This window comes from Stappia sp. G46H5W, assembly GCF_058448995.1.
The window spans coordinates 1-16,389 of record NZ_JBZFLL010000008.1 but is presented as its reverse complement, the minus strand read 5'-3'; the positions used below and the strand labels follow the sequence as shown (position 1 = coordinate 16,389).

13 protein-coding genes and 1 tRNA gene are annotated in these 16,389 nt (G+C 63.6%); all 14 read left to right on the top strand.

Going from position 1 to position 16,389, the window contains the following annotated elements; all coding sequences use genetic code 11:
* A partial coding sequence (locus ACVJ6E_RS21690; protein WP_491676440.1) for an EF-Tu C-terminal domain-related protein occupies positions 1–66 on the top strand: 66 nt, incomplete at its 5' end.
* A gap of 202 nt (positions 67–268) precedes the next feature.
* Positions 269–344, top strand: a tRNA-Trp gene (locus ACVJ6E_RS21685).
* Between the two features lie 104 nt (positions 345–448).
* On the top strand, positions 449–646 hold the full coding sequence (gene secE / locus ACVJ6E_RS21680) for a preprotein translocase subunit SecE (RefSeq protein WP_120267405.1): 198 nt from the start codon (positions 449–451) through the stop codon (positions 644–646).
* A 33-nt stretch (positions 647–679) separates the two neighbouring features.
* Positions 680–1,210 carry a transcription termination/antitermination protein NusG gene (gene nusG / locus ACVJ6E_RS21675; protein WP_067216548.1) on the top strand — a complete coding sequence of 177 codons (531 nt, stop codon included), beginning with the start codon at positions 680–682 and terminating at the stop codon, positions 1,208–1,210.
* 240 nt (positions 1,211–1,450) lie between these two features.
* Positions 1,451–1,882 carry a 50S ribosomal protein L11 gene (gene rplK / locus ACVJ6E_RS21670; protein WP_120267406.1) on the top strand — a complete coding sequence of 144 codons (432 nt, stop codon included), beginning with the start codon at positions 1,451–1,453 and terminating at the stop codon, positions 1,880–1,882.
* A gap of 4 nt (positions 1,883–1,886) precedes the next feature.
* Positions 1,887–2,582: a 50S ribosomal protein L1 gene (gene rplA, locus ACVJ6E_RS21665; protein WP_120267407.1), complete on the top strand. Its 696-nt coding sequence runs from the start codon at positions 1,887–1,889 to the stop codon at positions 2,580–2,582.
* 341 nt (positions 2,583–2,923) lie between these two features.
* Entirely contained in the window at positions 2,924–3,442 is a 519-nt protein-coding gene (rplJ, locus tag ACVJ6E_RS21660; protein ID WP_067216541.1) for a 50S ribosomal protein L10, read from the top strand.
* Between the two features lie 60 nt (positions 3,443–3,502).
* Positions 3,503–3,880 carry a 50S ribosomal protein L7/L12 gene (gene rplL / locus ACVJ6E_RS21655; RefSeq protein WP_067216539.1) on the top strand — a complete coding sequence of 126 codons (378 nt, stop codon included), beginning with the start codon at positions 3,503–3,505 and terminating at the stop codon, positions 3,878–3,880.
* 202 nt (positions 3,881–4,082) lie between these two features.
* The gene (rpoB, locus tag ACVJ6E_RS21650) at positions 4,083–8,225 is read left to right on the top strand and encodes a DNA-directed RNA polymerase subunit beta (protein WP_120267408.1); all 4,143 of its coding nucleotides are present in this window, start codon (positions 4,083–4,085) and stop codon (positions 8,223–8,225) included.
* A gap of 104 nt (positions 8,226–8,329) precedes the next feature.
* Entirely contained in the window at positions 8,330–12,529 is a 4,200-nt protein-coding gene (gene rpoC, locus ACVJ6E_RS21645) for a DNA-directed RNA polymerase subunit beta' (protein WP_120267409.1), read from the top strand.
* A gap of 125 nt (positions 12,530–12,654) precedes the next feature.
* Positions 12,655–12,954, top strand: coding sequence for a regulator (locus ACVJ6E_RS21640; RefSeq protein WP_120267410.1), 300 nt, complete (start codon positions 12,655–12,657; stop codon positions 12,952–12,954).
* Between the two features lie 724 nt (positions 12,955–13,678).
* Positions 13,679–14,149, top strand: a complete 471-nt coding sequence (gene rpsG, locus ACVJ6E_RS21635) for a 30S ribosomal protein S7 (protein ID WP_120267411.1) — start codon at positions 13,679–13,681, stop codon at positions 14,147–14,149.
* Positions 14,150–14,172: 23 nt separating this feature from the next.
* Positions 14,173–16,248 (top strand): elongation factor G, encoded by a 2,076-nt coding sequence (gene fusA, locus ACVJ6E_RS21630; RefSeq protein WP_120267412.1) that lies wholly within the window; start codon positions 14,173–14,175, stop codon positions 16,246–16,248.
* A gap of 49 nt (positions 16,249–16,297) precedes the next feature.
* A partial coding sequence (locus ACVJ6E_RS21625; protein ID WP_023878051.1) for a GTP-binding protein occupies positions 16,298–16,389 on the top strand: 92 nt, incomplete at its 3' end.

The window sequence follows — 16,389 nt, the reverse complement described above, 5'->3', positions numbered from 1 at the left end:
CGCTTCGCTATCCGCGAGGGCGGCCGTACCGTCGGCGCCGGCGTCGTCGCCTCCATCATCAAGTAACCAACAAGGCGGAACGGGATAACCGTTCCAGCCATGGTTCAAGGGCGTCGCCTCCGGGCGGCGCCCTTTTTCGTTTGTGTTCCCGCTTGGTCGCTCCTTGGCCTCGTTGAAAAAACTGCAAGGATGTGAATAATTTGCCGCCAGGTGCATTTCACGCTTGAAGCGGCGGGGAAAGTTATCTAAGTCAGGTCGCGAAAGGTCTAGGGGTGTAGCTCAGTTGGTAGAGCATCGGTCTCCAAAACCGAGGGCCGGGGGTTCGAGTCCCTCCGCCCCTGCCACCTTTGCTCTTGATCGACGGGCCGTTAGGCCTTAATTAGAGCTTTCGACCAAGGCGCGTGGATGATTCCGCGCGCCTGTGTGTCGTGAAAAGACCGGCAGTTGAATGGCGAAATCGAATCCTTTCACGTTCATCGACGAAGTTCGCAAGGAAACGTCGAAGGTGACGTGGCCTACGCGCAGGGAAACCGGTGTGACCACCGTCATGGTGTTCATCATGGTGTTCCTCGCCGCCATCTTCTTTTTGCTCGCCGACTGGCTGATGGGCCAGGGTATCGGCTTGCTCCTGGGTCTCGGCAACTGAGCGGAGTCCGGTACACAATCGGCTTGAGGGATTATGGCCAAGCGTTGGTATATCGTCCACGCCTACTCGAATTTCGAGAAGAAGGTGGCGGACGCGATTCGGGAAAAAGCGCAGCAGCAGGGACTTGAGGATCTCTTCGAAGAGATTCTCGTTCCGACGGAGAAGGTCGTGGAAGTGCGGCGTGGCCGCAAGGTCGACGCCGAGCGCAAGTTCTTCCCGGGCTACGTTCTGGTCAAGATGGAGATGACCAACGAGGCGTTCCACCTGATCAAGAACACGCCGAAGGTCACCGGGTTCCTGGGTGCTGACCAGAAGCCGATTCCGATTTCGGACTCCGAGGCGATGCGCATCCTGCACCAGGTGCAGGAGGGCGTGGAGCGCCCGAAGCCGTCGATCAGCTTCGAGATCGGCGAGCAGGTCCGCGTCTCGGATGGTCCGTTCGCCTCTTTCTCCGGCCTTGTCGAGGAAGTGGACGACGAGCGGGCCCGGCTCAAGGTCGCAGTGTCGATCTTCGGCCGCGCGACGCCGGTCGAGCTGGAATACGGTCAGGTCGAGAAGCTCTGATTTCTTTACGGTCCGGGAATTGCCTTTCGGCATTCCGGGCCGTTTGCCGCGTTCGCCGATACCATCGGAGGGACGGCAGTGCCGGCGATCCGTCGCCGGTGTCCGCCGCAAGGCGGGCAGACGGGGTTCTGCCCCGCTCCCTGGTGGGAGGTCTGACGCGCTCCATTCGCCGGACGCGTTGCGGCTGCACCACCTGATCTGAAGACGCCGGTTATCCGGCAGCGCCAGTTGGAGATACGAATGGCGAAGAAAATCGAAGGTTACATCAAGCTGCAGGTGCCGGCCGGCTCCGCGACTCCGTCGCCGCCGATCGGTCCGGCGCTTGGTCAGCGCGGCCTCAACATCATGGAGTTCTGCAAGGCGTTCAACGCGCAGACCCAGGATATCGAGAAGGGCGCTCCGTGCCCGACCGTGATCACCTATTACTCCGACCGCTCCTTCACGTTCGTCGTGAAGACGGCGCCGGTCGCGTTCTTCCTGAAGAAGGCCTCCGGCCTGAAGTCGGGTTCGAAGACGCCGGGCAAGGGCGGGTTCGTCGGCAAGGTCACCCGTGACCAGGTCCGCGAGATCGCGGAAGCGAAGATGAAGGACCTGAACGCGAACGACATCGAGGCGGCCATGCTGATGGTCGAAGGCTCGGCGCGGTCCATGGGTCTCGAGGTCACGGAGTAAGACGATGGCGAAGGTTGGAAAGCGCATCAAGTCTGCCCGCGAGGGCATCGACCGCAACAAGCTCTACGCCCTCGACGAGGCGCTGGCGCTGGTCAAGGAGCGGGCAACCGCGAAGTTCGACGAGTCCGTCGAGATCGCCATCAACCTCGGCGTCGACCCGCGTCACGCTGACCAGATGGTCCGCGGCGTCTGCGTGCTGCCGAACGGCACCGGCAAGTCTGTTCGCGTTGCGGTCTTCGCACGCGGCGACAAGGCCGATGAGGCCAAGGCTGCGGGCGCGGACATCGTCGGCGCCGAAGAGCTGGTGAACGAGGTCCAGGGCGGCAAGATCGACTTCGATCGCTGCATCGCCACGCCGGACATGATGCCGCTCGTCGGTCGTCTCGGCAAGGTTCTCGGCCCGCGCGGCCTGATGCCGAACCCGAAGGTCGGCACCGTGACCCCGGACGTCGCTTCGGCGGTGCGTGACGCCAAGGGCGGCGCCGTGCAGTTCCGCGTCGAGAAGGCGGGTATCATTCACGCCGGCGTCGGCAAGACCTCGTTCGAGGCCGACAAGCTGAGCGAGAACATCAAGGCGATCGTCGATGCCGTGGTCAAGGCCAGGCCGACGGGCGCCAAGGGCACCTACCTGAAGCGCGTTGCCGTCAGCTCGACCATGGGTCCGGGCCTGAAGGTCGACCCGTCGACGGTCACGGCCTGATCAGTCAGGCCGGCGGCGCGGTCCTCGCGCCGCCAAACAAGAATTCCGTCCGGCGGTAACGTCGGACGGATCACCTGCCGGGAACGGCAGGTGTCCTGTCCGAGACTGCAGGTGTGGATCCGGCTTCTGTCGGATCGCTTAAGCCCAACGGGCCTGCATAGACGGGTGCGAACCGAATTCGCGGCTCAGGCCGTACAGGTTCGAACCGTTTGTCCTTGCCGCGCCGTCATGGCTCGCGAGGGGGCAGGATCCTCGGTGTTGTCCACCGGTGGTTCCGCAAGGCACCGCCGGAGGGCGGCAGAGACAAACCGGCGGCGCAAGCCGCCAAATGGAGTAGGCAAGTGGAAAGAGCGGAGAAGCGAGAGTTCGTCGCGTCGTTCAACGAGGTGTTGAATAACACCGGCGTTGTCGTCGTTGCGCACTACGCCGGCCTTTCGGTTGCGGAAATGACGGCCTTCCGGTCGCAGGTCCGTGCCGCTGGAGGCTCGGTCAAGGTCGCCAAGAACCGTCTTGTGAAGCTTGCCCTTCAAGGCACCGAGCTCGAGCATATCGCTGGTCTGTTTACCGGCCCGACCGTCATCGCCTATTCGGACGATCCGGTTGCCGCCGCCAAGGCCACGGTTGCTTTCGCCAAGACCTCGAACAACCTGGTTGTTCTGGGTGGCGCGCTCGGCACGACCAACCTGAATGCGGACGGAGTCAAGGCGCTTGCCGAGATGCCGTCGCTCGACGAGCTGCGCGCGAAGCTGGTGGGCATGATCCAGACCCCCGCTTCCCGTATCGCCCAGGTTGTCAACGCTCCGGCCGGGCAGCTTGCCCGCGTCTTCGGCGCGTATGCCAAGAAGGACGAAGCCGCATAAGGCGGACCACAAACACACTGTCGAGACCGATTACGGTTCGAACCATAGGGACTTAAGAAAATGGCTGATCTCGAAAAGATCGTTGAGGAACTGTCCGCGCTCACCGTCATGGAGGCTGCGGAGCTTTCGAAGATGCTCGAGGAGAAGTGGGGCGTGTCCGCCGCTGCTCCGGTCGCCGTCGCTGCTGCTGCCGGTGGCGCTGCTGCCGCTCCGGCCGAGGAAGAGAAGACCGAGTTCGACGTTGTCCTGGCCGATGCCGGCGACAAGAAGATCAACGTCATCAAGGAAGTGCGCGCGATCACCGGTCTGGGCCTGAAGGAGGCCAAGGACCTGGTCGAGGGCGCTCCGAAGACCGTCAAGGAAGCCGTTGCCAAGGCCGAAGCCGAAGAGCTGAAGAAGAAGCTCGAAGAGGCCGGCGCCAAGGTCGAGCTGAAGTAATCAGGCTTTTGCCTGGACGCTCCCGGCGCGGTTTCGCGCCGGGAGTTCAAGTCTGTCGAACCCCGGCGGGAAATCCTGACCGGGGTATCAGTCCCTAAGAAGGGGCGGCTGTCCGAAGGGCCGTAGGCGTGGGTGTCACGCTGGCGGTTGAGCCTTAACCGGCTTTTCGGAGAGCCGTACCAGATCGAAACGAGGAGCGACAATGGCGCACACGTTCAACGGTCGCAAGCGGGTCCGTAAGATCTACGGATCGATCCGCGAAGTCGCCGCGATGCCCAATCTCATCGAGGTCCAGAAGGCGTCCTACGACCAGTTCCTTCAGGTCGACAAGCCCGAGGCCGGGCGGGGCGACGAGGGACTGGAGGCGGTCTTCCGCTCCGTCTTTCCGATCTCCGATTTCGCGGGTACCGCGTTGCTGGAATTCGTGTCCTACGAGTTCGAGGCACCGAAGTACGACGTCGAGGAGTGCCGTCAGCGCGGCATGACCTTCGCCGCCCCGCTGAAGGTGACCCTGCGCCTGATCGTGTTCGATGTCGACGAGGACACCGGCGCGAAGTCCGTCAAGGACATCAAGGAGCAGGACGTCTACATGGGCGACATGCCCTTCATGACGGACAACGGCACCTTCGTGGTGAACGGCACCGAGCGCGTCATCGTTTCGCAGATGCACCGCAGCCCGGGCGTGTTCTTCGACCACGACAAGGGCAAGACCCACTCCTCGGGCAAGCTGCTCTTCGCTGCGCGCATCATCCCGTATCGCGGGTCGTGGCTCGACATCGAGTTCGACGCGAAGGACATCGTCCATGCGCGTATCGACCGTCGCCGCAAGATCCCGGTCACCTCGCTGCTGAAGGCTCTCGGCCTCGACGGCGAGCAGATCCTCAACACGTTCTACAAGCGGATCGAGTACACCCGCGACGAGCCGGGCTCCTGGCGCGTTGCGTTCGACGGCGACCGCCTGAAGGGCACCAAGGCCTCCTTCAACCTGATTGACGCCGACAGCGGCGAGATCGTGGTCGAGGCCGGCCGCAAGATCACCGCGCGCACCGTGCGCCAGTTGGCCGACAAGGGCGTGAAAGCCCTGAAGGTGATGGACGAGGACCTGTACGGCCAGTACCTGGCCGAGGACATGGTCGATCCGGCGACGGGCGAGATCTACGCCGAGGCCGGCGACGAGCTCAACGAGAAGATCCTCGGCGAGCTGGTCGATCGCGGCTACGACGAGGTTGCCGTGCTCGACATCGACCACGTCACCACCGGTGCCTACATCCGCAACACGCTGGCCGTGGACAAGAACGAGACGCGCGAAGACGCGCTGTTCGACATCTACCGCGTCATGCGCCCGGGCGAGCCGCCCACCGTCGAGACCGCCGAGGCGATGTTCGCCTCGCTGTTCTTCGATTCGGAGCGCTATGACCTGTCGGCCGTCGGCCGCGTGAAGATGAACATGCGCCTCGACCTGCAGTGCGAGGACACCGTCCGCACGCTGCGCAAGGAAGACATCCTCGCGGTGATCCGCGAGCTGCTCGAACTGCGCGACGGCCGCGGCGAGATCGACGACATCGACAACCTCGGCAACCGCCGTGTGCGTTCGGTCGGCGAGCTGATGGAGAATCAGTATCGCGTCGGTCTGCTGCGCATGGAGCGCGCCATCAAGGAGCGCATGTCGTCGGTCGAGATCGACACGGTCATGCCGCAGGACCTGATCAACGCCAAGCCGGCGGCCGCCGCCGTGCGCGAGTTCTTCGGTTCCTCGCAGCTGTCGCAGTTTATGGACCAGACCAACCCGCTGTCCGAGGTCACGCACAAGCGTCGCCTCTCGGCGCTTGGCCCTGGCGGCCTGACGCGCGAGCGCGCCGGCTTCGAGGTGCGCGACGTGCACCCGACGCATTACGGCCGTATCTGCCCGATCGAGACGCCGGAAGGCCCGAATATCGGCCTGATCAACTCGCTCGCGACCTTCGCCCGCATCAACAAGTACGGCTTCATCGAGAGCCCGTACCGCAAGGTGAAGGACGGCCAGGTCACGACCGAGACCGTCTATCTGTCGGCTATGGAAGAGGCGAAGTACCACATCGCCCAGGCCAATGCCGAGATCGACGAGGACGGCCGTTTCGTCTCCGACCTGATCACCTGCCGCCACGCTGGCGAGAACATGCTTCTGCCGCCGGAGCGCGTCGAGTTCATGGACGTGTCGCCGAAGCAGCTGGTGTCGGTTGCCGCCTCGCTCATTCCCTTCCTGGAGAATGACGACGCCAACCGCGCGCTGATGGGCTCGAACATGATGCGTCAGGCCGTGCCGCTGGTGCGCGCCGAGGCTCCGTTCGTCGGCACCGGCATGGAGCCGGTGGTCGCCCGTGACTCGGGCGCGGCCATCGCCGCGCGCCGCTCGGGCGTCGTCGACCAGGTGGATGCGACCCGTATCGTCATCCGGGCGACCGAGGATCTCGATCCGTCGAAGTCCGGCGTCGACATCTACCAGCTGATGAAGTTCCAGCGCTCCAACCAGAACACCTGCATCAACCAGCGTCCGCTGGTGCGTGTGGGCGACGTGATCGGCAAGGGCGACATCATCGCCGACGGTCCGTCCACGGATCTGGGCGACCTGGCTCTCGGCCGGAACGTGCGCGTCGCGTTCATGCCGTGGAACGGCTACAACTTCGAGGACTCGATCCTGCTCTCCGAGCGGATCGTGCGCGACGACGTGTTCACCTCCATCCACATCGAGGAATTCGAGGTGATGGCGCGTGACACGAAGCTCGGGCCGGAGGAAATCACCCGCGACATTCCCAACGTCTCGGAAGAGGCGCTGAAGAATCTCGATGAGGCCGGCATCGTCTATATCGGCGCCGAGCTGAAGCCGGGCGACATCCTGGTCGGCAAGATCACGCCGAAGGGCGAGAGCCCGATGACGCCGGAAGAGAAGCTTCTGCGCGCCATCTTCGGCGAGAAGGCCTCCGACGTGCGCGACACGTCGCTGCGTCTGCCGCCGGGCGTGACCGGTACCGTCGTCGAAGTGCGCGTCTTCAACCGCCATGGCGTGGAGAAGGACGAGCGCGCGATGGCGATCGAGCGCGAGGAGATCGAGCGCCTGGCCAAGGACCGCGACGACGAGCAGGCGATTCTGGACCGCAACGTCTATGGTCGCCTGGCCGAGATGCTGCTGGGCAAGACCGCTGTCGCCGGCCCGAAGCACTTCAAGAAGAACGCCGAAGTGACCGGCGACGTCCTCAACGAGTTCCCGCGCTCGCAGTGGTGGCAGATCGCCGTCGAGGACGAGAAGCTGATGAGCGAGGTCGAGGCACTTCGCGGTCAGTACGACGAGAGCCGCAAGCGCCTCGAGCAGCGCTTCATCGACAAGGTGGAGAAGCTGCAGCGCGGTGACGAGCTGCCGCCGGGCGTCATGAAGATGGTGAAGGTCTTCGTCGCTGTGAAGCGCAAGATCCAGCCGGGCGACAAGATGGCCGGCCGTCACGGCAACAAGGGCGTGGTGTCCAAGATCAACCCGATCGAGGACATGCCGTTCCTGGCCAATGGCGACCATGTCGATATCGTGCTGAACCCGCTCGGCGTGCCGAGCCGCATGAACGTCGGACAGATCCTCGAGACGCATCTGGGCTGGGCCTGCGCAGGCATGGGCCGGAAGATCGGCGAGCTGTACGAGGAGTACAAGCGGTCGGGCAAGATCGAGGCGCTCAAGGGCGAGATCGTCGAAGTGTTCGGCGACAACCTCAAGGGCGAGCCGGTCAAGGACTATGACGACGACTCCGTCATTCGTCTGGCCGAACAGCTGAAGACCGGCGTTCCGATCGCGACCCCGGTGTTCGATGGTGCCCGCGAGCCGGACATCGTCAGCATGCTCGAGCAGGCGGGCTACAACGGATCCGGCCAGTCGACCCTCTATGATGGTCGTACCGGCGAGGAGTTCGACCGTCAGGTGACCGTGGGCTACATCTACATGCTGAAGCTCCACCACCTGGTCGACGACAAGATCCACGCCCGTTCGATCGGCCCGTACTCGCTCGTGACCCAGCAGCCGCTGGGTGGCAAGGCGCAGTTCGGCGGCCAGCGCTTCGGCGAGATGGAGGTGTGGGCACTGGAAGCTTACGGTGCCGCCTACACCCTGCAGGAGATGCTGACGGTCAAGTCGGACGACGTGGCCGGCCGCACCAAGGTCTACGAGGCGATCGTGCGCGGCGACGACACGTTCGAGGCTGGCATTCCGGAGAGCTTCAACGTTCTCGTGAAGGAAATGCGCTCGCTCGGACTGAATGTCGAGCTGAAGGACGACAAGGTACAGTTGCCCACTGATCCGGGCGTTCCGGCGGTCGACGCGGCGGAGTAATCCCCGCCTGATGCCGACCACCGCACACACACGATGCCGCATTGCCGGGGCGGGAGGCAGGGTATGGACCCTGCTTCCCTTCCGCGCATTCGAGGAGAGAGCCCATGAATCATGAGGTCATGAACCTGTTCAACCAGCAGGCTCCCGCCCAGACCTTCGACCACATCAAGATCTCGATCGCTAGCCCCGAGAAGATCATGTCGTGGTCCTACGGCGAAATCAAAAAGCCGGAGACGATCAACTATCGCACGTTCAAGCCGGAGCGGGATGGCCTGTTCTGCGCACGCGTGTTCGGTCCGATCAAGGACTACGAGTGCCTTTGCGGCAAGTACAAGCGGATGAAGTACAAGGGCGTCATCTGCGAGAAGTGCAATGTCGAGGTCACCCTGTCCCGCGTTCGCCGCGAGCGCATGGGCCATATCGAGCTTGCCGCTCCCGTCGCGCATATCTGGTTCCTGAAGTCGCTGCCCTCGCGCATCGGCCTCCTGCTGGACATGACGCTGAAGGATCTCGAGCGCGTCCTGTACTTCGAGTACTACGTCGTGCTGGAGCCGGGCCTAACGCCGCTGAAGCAGAACCAGCTTCTGTCGGAAGAGGACTTCCTGCGCGCCCAGGACGAGTATGGCGAGGACGCCTTCACGGCGATGATCGGCGCGGAAGCCATCCGCGAGATGCTGATGTCGCTCGACCTGGAGAAAGAGCGCGACCAGATCCGCAAGGAGATCGCCGAGGCGACGACCGAGCTGAAGCCGAAGAAGCTGGCAAAGCGTCTCAAGGTGGTCGAGGCCTTCATCGATTCCGGCAACCGCCCGGAGTGGATGATCCTCACCGTGGTCCCGGTCATTCCGCCGGACCTGCGTCCGCTGGTGCCGCTGGACGGCGGCCGCTTCGCGACCTCCGACCTCAACGATCTGTATCGCCGCGTCATCAACCGCAACAATCGTCTGCGGCGCCTGATGGAGCTGCGCGCGCCGGACATCATCATCCGTAACGAGAAGCGCATGCTTCAGGAGTCGGTTGATGCGCTGTTCGACAACGGCCGTCGCGGCCGCGTCATCACGGGTGCCAACAAGCGTCCGCTGAAGTCGCTGTCCGACATGCTGAAGGGCAAGCAGGGCCGCTTCCGCCAGAACCTGCTCGGCAAGCGCGTCGACTATTCCGGCCGTTCGGTGATCACCGTGGGTCCGGAGCTGAAGCTGCATCAGTGCGGCCTGCCGAAGAAGATGGCGCTGGAGCTGTTCAAGCCGTTCATCTACTCCCGCCTCGACGCCAAGGGCTTCTCCTCCACGGTGAAGCAGGCCAAGAAGCTGGTGGAGAAGGAGCGTCCGGAAGTCTGGGATATCCTCGACGAGGTCATCCGCGAGCATCCGGTGCTGCTGAACCGCGCGCCGACGCTGCACCGTCTCGGCATTCAGGCGTTCGAGCCGACGCTGATCGAGGGCAAGGCGATCCAGCTGCACCCGCTCGTCTGCGCGGCGTTCAACGCCGACTTCGACGGTGACCAGATGGCCGTGCACGTGCCGCTCTCGCTGGAAGCCCAGCTCGAAGCGCGTACGCTGATGATGTCGACCAACAACATCCTGCACCCGGCCAACGGTTCGCCGATCATCGTGCCGTCGCAGGACATCGTTCTCGGCCTCTACTACCTGTCGCTGATTGCCGACGGGGAGCCGGGCGAGGGCATGGTGTTCGGCAATATCGGCGAGCTGCATCACGCGCTCGAGACGAAGGCCGTGACCCTTCACGCCAAGATCCGCGGCCGTGTCCGCGCGATCGACGCCGAGGGCAACACGTCCAACCGGATCGTGGAGACCACGCCGGGCCGCATGCTGATCGGTGAGCTCCTGCCGCTGCATCACGAAGTGCCGTACGACGTCTGCAACAAGCTGATGACCAAGAAGGACATCAGCCGCATGATCGACGCGGTGTATCGTGCCTGCGGCCAGAAGGAGACCGTGATCTTCTGCGACCGCATCATGGGTCTGGGCTTCAGCCACGCCTGCCGTGCCGGCATCTCGTTCGGCAAGGACGACATGGTGATTCCGGAGACGAAGGCCGGCCTGGTCGATGAGACCGCGACCCTCGTGAAGGAATACGAGCAGCAGTACAACGACGGCCTGATCACCCAGGGCGAGAAGTACAACAAGGTCGTCGACGCCTGGGCCAAGTGCACCGATCGCGTCGCCGACGAGATGATGAAGCGCATTCAGGCGGTCCAGCGCGACGAGGAGACCGGGCGTCAGAAGCAGATCAACTCGATCTACATGATGTCCCACTCCGGTGCCCGTGGTAGCCCCGCGCAGATGAAGCAGCTTGCCGGCATGCGTGGCCTCATGGCCAAGCCGTCGGGCGAGATCATCGAGACGCCGATCATCTCGAACTTCAAGGAAGGCCTGTCGGTGCTGGAGTACTTCAACTCCACGCACGGTGCCCGTAAGGGTCTGGCCGACACCGCGCTGAAGACGGCGAACTCGGGTTACCTGACCCGTCGTCTCGTCGACGTGGCGCAGGACTCGATCATTCTGGAGACGGATTGCGGTTCGGAGAACGGCATCACCATCCAGGCGATCGTCGACGCCGGCCAGGTCATCGCCTCGCTCGGACATCGCGTGCTGGGCCGTACCGCGGCCGAGGACGTGCTGAACCATGCGACCGGCGAGGTCATCGTCCCGCGCGGTACCTTGATCGAGGAGAAGGATGTCGAGGCCATCGAGGCCGCGAACGTCCAGATGATCAAGATCCGCTCGGTGCTGACCTGCGAGACCAAGCGCGGCGTGTGCGCGACCTGCTACGGTCGTGACCTTGCCCGCGGTACGCCGGTGAACATGGGCGAGGCGGTTGGCGTCATCGCCGCGCAGTCGATCGGCGAGCCGGGCACCCAGCTGACCATGCGTACCTTCCACATCGGTGGTACGGCGCAGGTGGTGGACCAGTCCTTCATCGAGTCCAACTTCGAGGGCACGGTGCGGATCCGCAACCGCAACGCGGTTCGCGACTCCGACGGGAACCTGGTCGCGATGGCCCGCAACATGGCCGTCGTCATCATCGACGCAGACGACAACGAGCGTGCGGTGCATCGCATCGCCTACGGTTCGAAGCTGCATGTCGACGAGGGCGACACCGTCAAGCGCGGCCAGCGCATCGCGGAATGGGATCCCTATACCCGTCCGATCCTTTCCGAGGTGGATGGCGTCGTCGACGCCGAGGACCTCGTTGAGGGCGTGTCGGTGCAGGAGACCACCGACGAGGCGACCGGCATCACCAAGCGCGTGGTCATGGACTGGCGGACGTCGCAGCGCGGCAACGACCTGAAGCCGGCGATCGTCATCAAGGACTCGACCGGATCGATCAAGAAGCTGCCGCGTGGCGGCGATGCTCGGTCCCTGCTGTCCGTCGATGCGATCCTGTCGGTGCAGATCGGCGCCGAGGTGCAGGCCGGTGACGTGCTGGCGCGTATCCCGCTGGAGAGCGCCCGTACCAAGGACATCACCGGCGGTCTGCCGCGTGTGGCCGAGCTGTTCGAGGCACGTCGTCCGAAGGACCACGCGATCATTGCGGAAATCGACGGTACGATCCGCTTCGGTCGCGACTATAAGAACAAGCGGCGCATCATCATCGAGCCGCATGACGAGAGCCTGGAGCCGGTCGAGTACCTCATCCCGAAGGGCAAGCACTTCCATCTGCAGGAAGGCGACACCATCGAGAAGGGCGAGTACATCCTCGACGGCAACCCGGCACCGCACGACATTCTGGCCATTCGTGGCGTGGAGGCGCTGGCCGCCTACCTCGTCAACGAGATCCAGGAGGTCTACCGGCTGCAGGGCGTGGTGATCAACGACAAGCACATCGAGGTGATCGTTCGCCAGATGCTGCAGAAGATCGAGATCAACGATCCGGGCGATACGGAACTGCTGTCCGGCGAGCATGTCGACCGCCTCGATCTCGACGAGATCAACGACCGGGCGATCGACGATGCGCGCAAGCCGGCCTCCGGTGTGCCGGTTCTGCTCGGCATCACCAAGGCGAGCCTGCAGACCCGTTCGTTCATCTCGGCTGCGTCGTTCCAGGAGACCACCCGCGTCCTCACCGAGGCGGCGGTCAACGGAAAGCAGGACGAGCTGGAGGGTCTGAAGGAGAACGTCATCGTCGGCCGTCTGATCCCGGCCGGTACCGGCGGCATGATGACCCGCATTCGCCAGATCGCGCAGCATCGCGACGATCTCATCCTGGAGGCCCGCAAGGCGACCTCCACGGTGGACCAGGCGGATGGCATGCTGGAAGACCTGACCGGGGCGGGCGAGTAAGCTCCGTCCTCGGGAACCGACTGAAGGGAAGGGCCGCCATCGTGCGGCCCTTTTCTTTTGGCGACTGGCTGCAACGCCCGCCTCCGGCACGGGGGCCGGCGACACATGTTTCACGGAGAGGCGAGATGGCGCCACAGTATCGCGACCAGGCGGATGCACCGACCGTCTACATCATCGTCGGTCATGCGCGGGAAGGGGACATCGGTACGCCCGAGCCGGCGATCCCGGTGAACATCCTCCTGCGGGCAGCGGACGAGGACAGCGCCGTGCGGCTGGCGCTCGAGGCGCTGAAGGGGGAGGGGTTCGCCGAAGCGTCCCTCGACCAGATCGGGGTGATCCTGGAAGAGCCGGACGATCCGACCTTCGAGCAGGCATATGAGGATGCGATCGCCGGCGAAGTCGCGGTCATCGCCTATCGGGGCTGACGCTCGGCAGGGAATCGTTTTGCCCCCCAGTGCTGCCGCTTCCCCCGAATCCTGAGAGGGAATCTCTCCGCCGGGCGCGGGTCCAGGTTGATAAAGAGTAAATGCGAGAGCGACTTGGAGGCGGGAAGGTTTGCCGCGGACAGGGCTTACGGCAGCTCGCCATCAGGCCCTGCGCGCAGCGGAGACGTAAACTTGCGCATACCCGCCTTGCATCGTTCCATATGTTGCGCAAAACGGCGCGCGCGAGACCGAAAGCGCGTTGCGGAGGCTGCCGAGCCGGTGAGGGGAATTAATTCCCCGCCGCACTTGACGCAGGGCCGGCCTAACTGTAGTTTCCGCGCATCCCGAAAGCAGGCGGTAAGCGGCTTTTCGTTCGATGCGCCAAGCGTTGGACACAGGCTGACTTAAACGCTGCTGGGATTACGAGGCGAAAAAATATCGTATGTATGACCGCTCCCGGGTGGTCCTCTCGATTGGCGGCGCCTTTCCCGTTATCCGCGGGAATAGGCGCGATTCCGCATGCTTTGCGGGATCTGCTGGGTCAGAACCTCGGTTCTGGCGTTGCGATCGCCCCGCCTTTCCGTTCGTTCAAGCGGACGGGTGAGATATTCGCGTTGCGCCTGAGGCGGAACGTAACGGAGTTGGGGCCGGTAACGGTTCCTGAAAGCGCAAAAAGGCCAGCCCCGGGTTGGCACTTTGGAAAGTCAAGGTCTGAGGATCTGCCATGTCACGCCGTCACAAGGCTGAAAAGCGCGAAATCATTCCCGATCCGAAGTTCGGGGACACCGTCGTCACCAAGTTCATGAACTCGATCATGTACGATGGTAAGAAGTCGGCCGCCGAGCGGATCGTCTACGGCGCGTTCGATATCATCGAGGGCAAGGTTCGTCAGAACCCGGTCGAGGTGTTTCACGCCGCTCTCGACAACGTCATGCCGCAGGTCGAGGTTCGGTCCCGCCGCGTGGGTGGTGCCACCTATCAGGTTCCGGTCGAGGTCCGTGCGGACCGTCGTCAGGCCCTGGCCATCCGCTGGCTGATCACCGCTGCCCGCAACCGCAACGAGACGACGATGGTCGATCGTCTGTCCGGCGAGCTGCTGGATGCCGCGAACAACCGCGGTTCCGCCGTCAAGAAGCGCGAAGACACGCACCGGATGGCTGAAGCCAACCGCGCGTTCTCGCACTATCGCTGGTAATCCGGACCGGAGAGGCTGACATCATGTCGCGCACTCACAAGATCGAAGACTACCGCAATTTCGGCATCATGGCCCACATCGATGCGGGCAAGACCACGACGACCGAGCGGATTCTCTTCTACACCGGCAAGAGCCACAAGATCGGCGAAGTCCATGATGGCGCTGCCACGATGGACTGGATGGAGCAGGAGCAGGAGCGTGGCATCACGATCACGTCCGCTGCCACCACTGCGTTCTGGAACAACAAGCGCCTGAATATCATCGACACGCCGGGTCACGTCGACTTCACCATTGAGGTGGAGCGCTCCCTGCGCGTGCTCGACGGTGCGGTTGCCCTGCTGGACGCCAACGCCGGCGTCGAGCCGCAGACCGAGACCGTCTGGCGCCAGGCCGACAAGTATCATGTCCCGCGCATGATCTTCGTCAACAAGATGGACAAGCTCGGTGCGGACTTCTACCGCTGCGTCGAGATGATCAAGACGCGCCTTGGTGCCAAGCCGCTGGTTACCCAGCTGCCGGTCGGCGCCGAGAGCGACTTCGCCGGCGTTGTCGATCTGATCAAGATGAAGGCCCTGATCTGGCGGGACGAGTCCCTCGGCGCTGCCTGGGACGAGGTCGAGATCCCGGCTGACCTGGTTGACCGGGCTCAGGAATACCGCGATCTGATGATCGAGACCGCTGTCGAGGCCGACGAGGCTGCGATGGAGGCCTATCTCGAGGGCGAGGAGCCGACGGTCGAGGGCCTGAAGGCGCTCATCCGCAAGGGCACCATCAACAGCGAGTTCGTTCCGGTGTTCTGCGGTTCGGCGTTCAAGAACAAGGGCGTGCAGCCCCTGCTCGACGGCGTCGTCGACTACCTGCCGAGCCCGATCGAGGTTCCGGCGATTAAGGGTATCGACCCCAAGACCGAGACCGAGACCGTCCGCAAGTCGGGCGACGAAGAGCCGCTTTCCATGCTGGCCTTCAAGATCGCCAACGACCCGTTCGTCGGTTCGCTGACCTTCTGCCGCATCTACTCCGGCGTCCTGAACAAGGGCGTGTCTCTCCAGAACACCGTGAAGGAGAAGAAGGAGCGCGTCGGCCGCATGATGCAGATGCACGCGAATTCGCGTGAGGACATCGAAGTGGCTTACGCTGGCGACATCGTTGCCATTGCCGGCCTGAAGGACACGACGACGGGCGACACGCTTTGCGACCCGCTGAAGCCGGTCATCCTGGAGCGCATGGAGTTCCCGGATCCGGTCATCGAGATCGCCGTCGAGCCGAAGACCAAGGGCGACCAGGAGAAGATGGGCCTGGCCCTGAACCGTCTGGCTGCCGAGGATCCGTCCTTCCGCGTCAAGACCGACGAGGAGTCCGGCCAGACGATCATCGCCGGCATGGGCGAGCTTCATCTCGACATCATCGTCGACCGCATGAAGCGCGAGTTCAAGGTCGAGGCGAACATCGGTGCGCCGCAGGTTGCCTACCGCGAGACGATCACCCGTCAGGCGGAAGTCGACTACACCCACAAGAAGCAGACCGGCGGTACGGGCCAGTTCGCCCGCATCAAGCTGGTGATCGAGCCGAACGACCCGGGTGCCGGTTACGCGTTCCAGAGCACGATCGTGGGTGGTTCGGTCCCGAAGGAGTACATCCCGGGCGTCACCAAGGGTATCGAGAGCGTCATGTCCTCGGGCCCGCTGGCCGGCTTCCCGATGGTCGACATCAAGGCCACCCTCATCGACGGTGCCTACCACGACGTCGACTCCTCGGTACTGGCGTTCGAGATCGCGGCCCGTGCCGGTTTCCGTGAGGCCATTCAGAAGGCCGCTCCGAAGCTGCTCGAGCCGATCATGAAGGTCGAGGTGGTTACGCCTGAAGACTACATGGGCGACGTCATCGGCGATCTGAACTCCCGTCGTGGCCAGATCACCGGCACCGAGAATCGCGGTGTCGTCACCGCGGTGAACGCCATGGTGCCGCTGGCCAACATGTTCGGTTACGTCAACAACCTGCGCTCGATGTCGCAGGGACGTGCCCAGTACTCGATGGTGTTCGACCACTACGAGCAGGTTCCGCAGGCTGTCGCGCAGGAAGTTCAGGCCAAGTACGCCTGATTGCCGTCAACGCCACATCAACTGAATAACGAAGGTACGGAGAAATCCGATGGCGAAAGCAAAGTTTGAGCGGACGAAGCCGCACGTGAACATTGGCACGATCGGCCACGTCGACCATGGCAAGACGACGCTGACGGCGGC

What these genes read in the sequence shown, in the direction of transcription:
- rpoB (WP_120267408.1), top strand. Translation starts at nt 4,083, where the DNA reads ATGGCGCACACGTTCAACGGTCGCAAGCGGGTCCGTAAGATCTACGGA.
- rpsG (WP_120267411.1), top strand. Translation starts at nt 13,679, where the DNA reads ATGTCACGCCGTCACAAGGCTGAAAAGCGCGAAATCATTCCCGATCCG.
- rplA (WP_120267407.1), top strand. Translation starts at nt 1,887, where the DNA reads ATGGCGAAGGTTGGAAAGCGCATCAAGTCTGCCCGCGAGGGCATCGAC.
- rplL (WP_067216539.1), top strand. Translation starts at nt 3,503, where the DNA reads ATGGCTGATCTCGAAAAGATCGTTGAGGAACTGTCCGCGCTCACCGTC.
- rpoC (WP_120267409.1), top strand. Translation starts at nt 8,330, where the DNA reads ATGAATCATGAGGTCATGAACCTGTTCAACCAGCAGGCTCCCGCCCAG.
- nusG (WP_067216548.1), top strand. Translation starts at nt 680, where the DNA reads ATGGCCAAGCGTTGGTATATCGTCCACGCCTACTCGAATTTCGAGAAG.
- fusA (WP_120267412.1), top strand. Translation starts at nt 14,173, where the DNA reads ATGTCGCGCACTCACAAGATCGAAGACTACCGCAATTTCGGCATCATG.
- ACVJ6E_RS21640 (WP_120267410.1), top strand. Translation starts at nt 12,655, where the DNA reads ATGGCGCCACAGTATCGCGACCAGGCGGATGCACCGACCGTCTACATC.
- rplK (WP_120267406.1), top strand. Translation starts at nt 1,451, where the DNA reads ATGGCGAAGAAAATCGAAGGTTACATCAAGCTGCAGGTGCCGGCCGGC.
- secE (WP_120267405.1), top strand. Translation starts at nt 449, where the DNA reads ATGGCGAAATCGAATCCTTTCACGTTCATCGACGAAGTTCGCAAGGAA.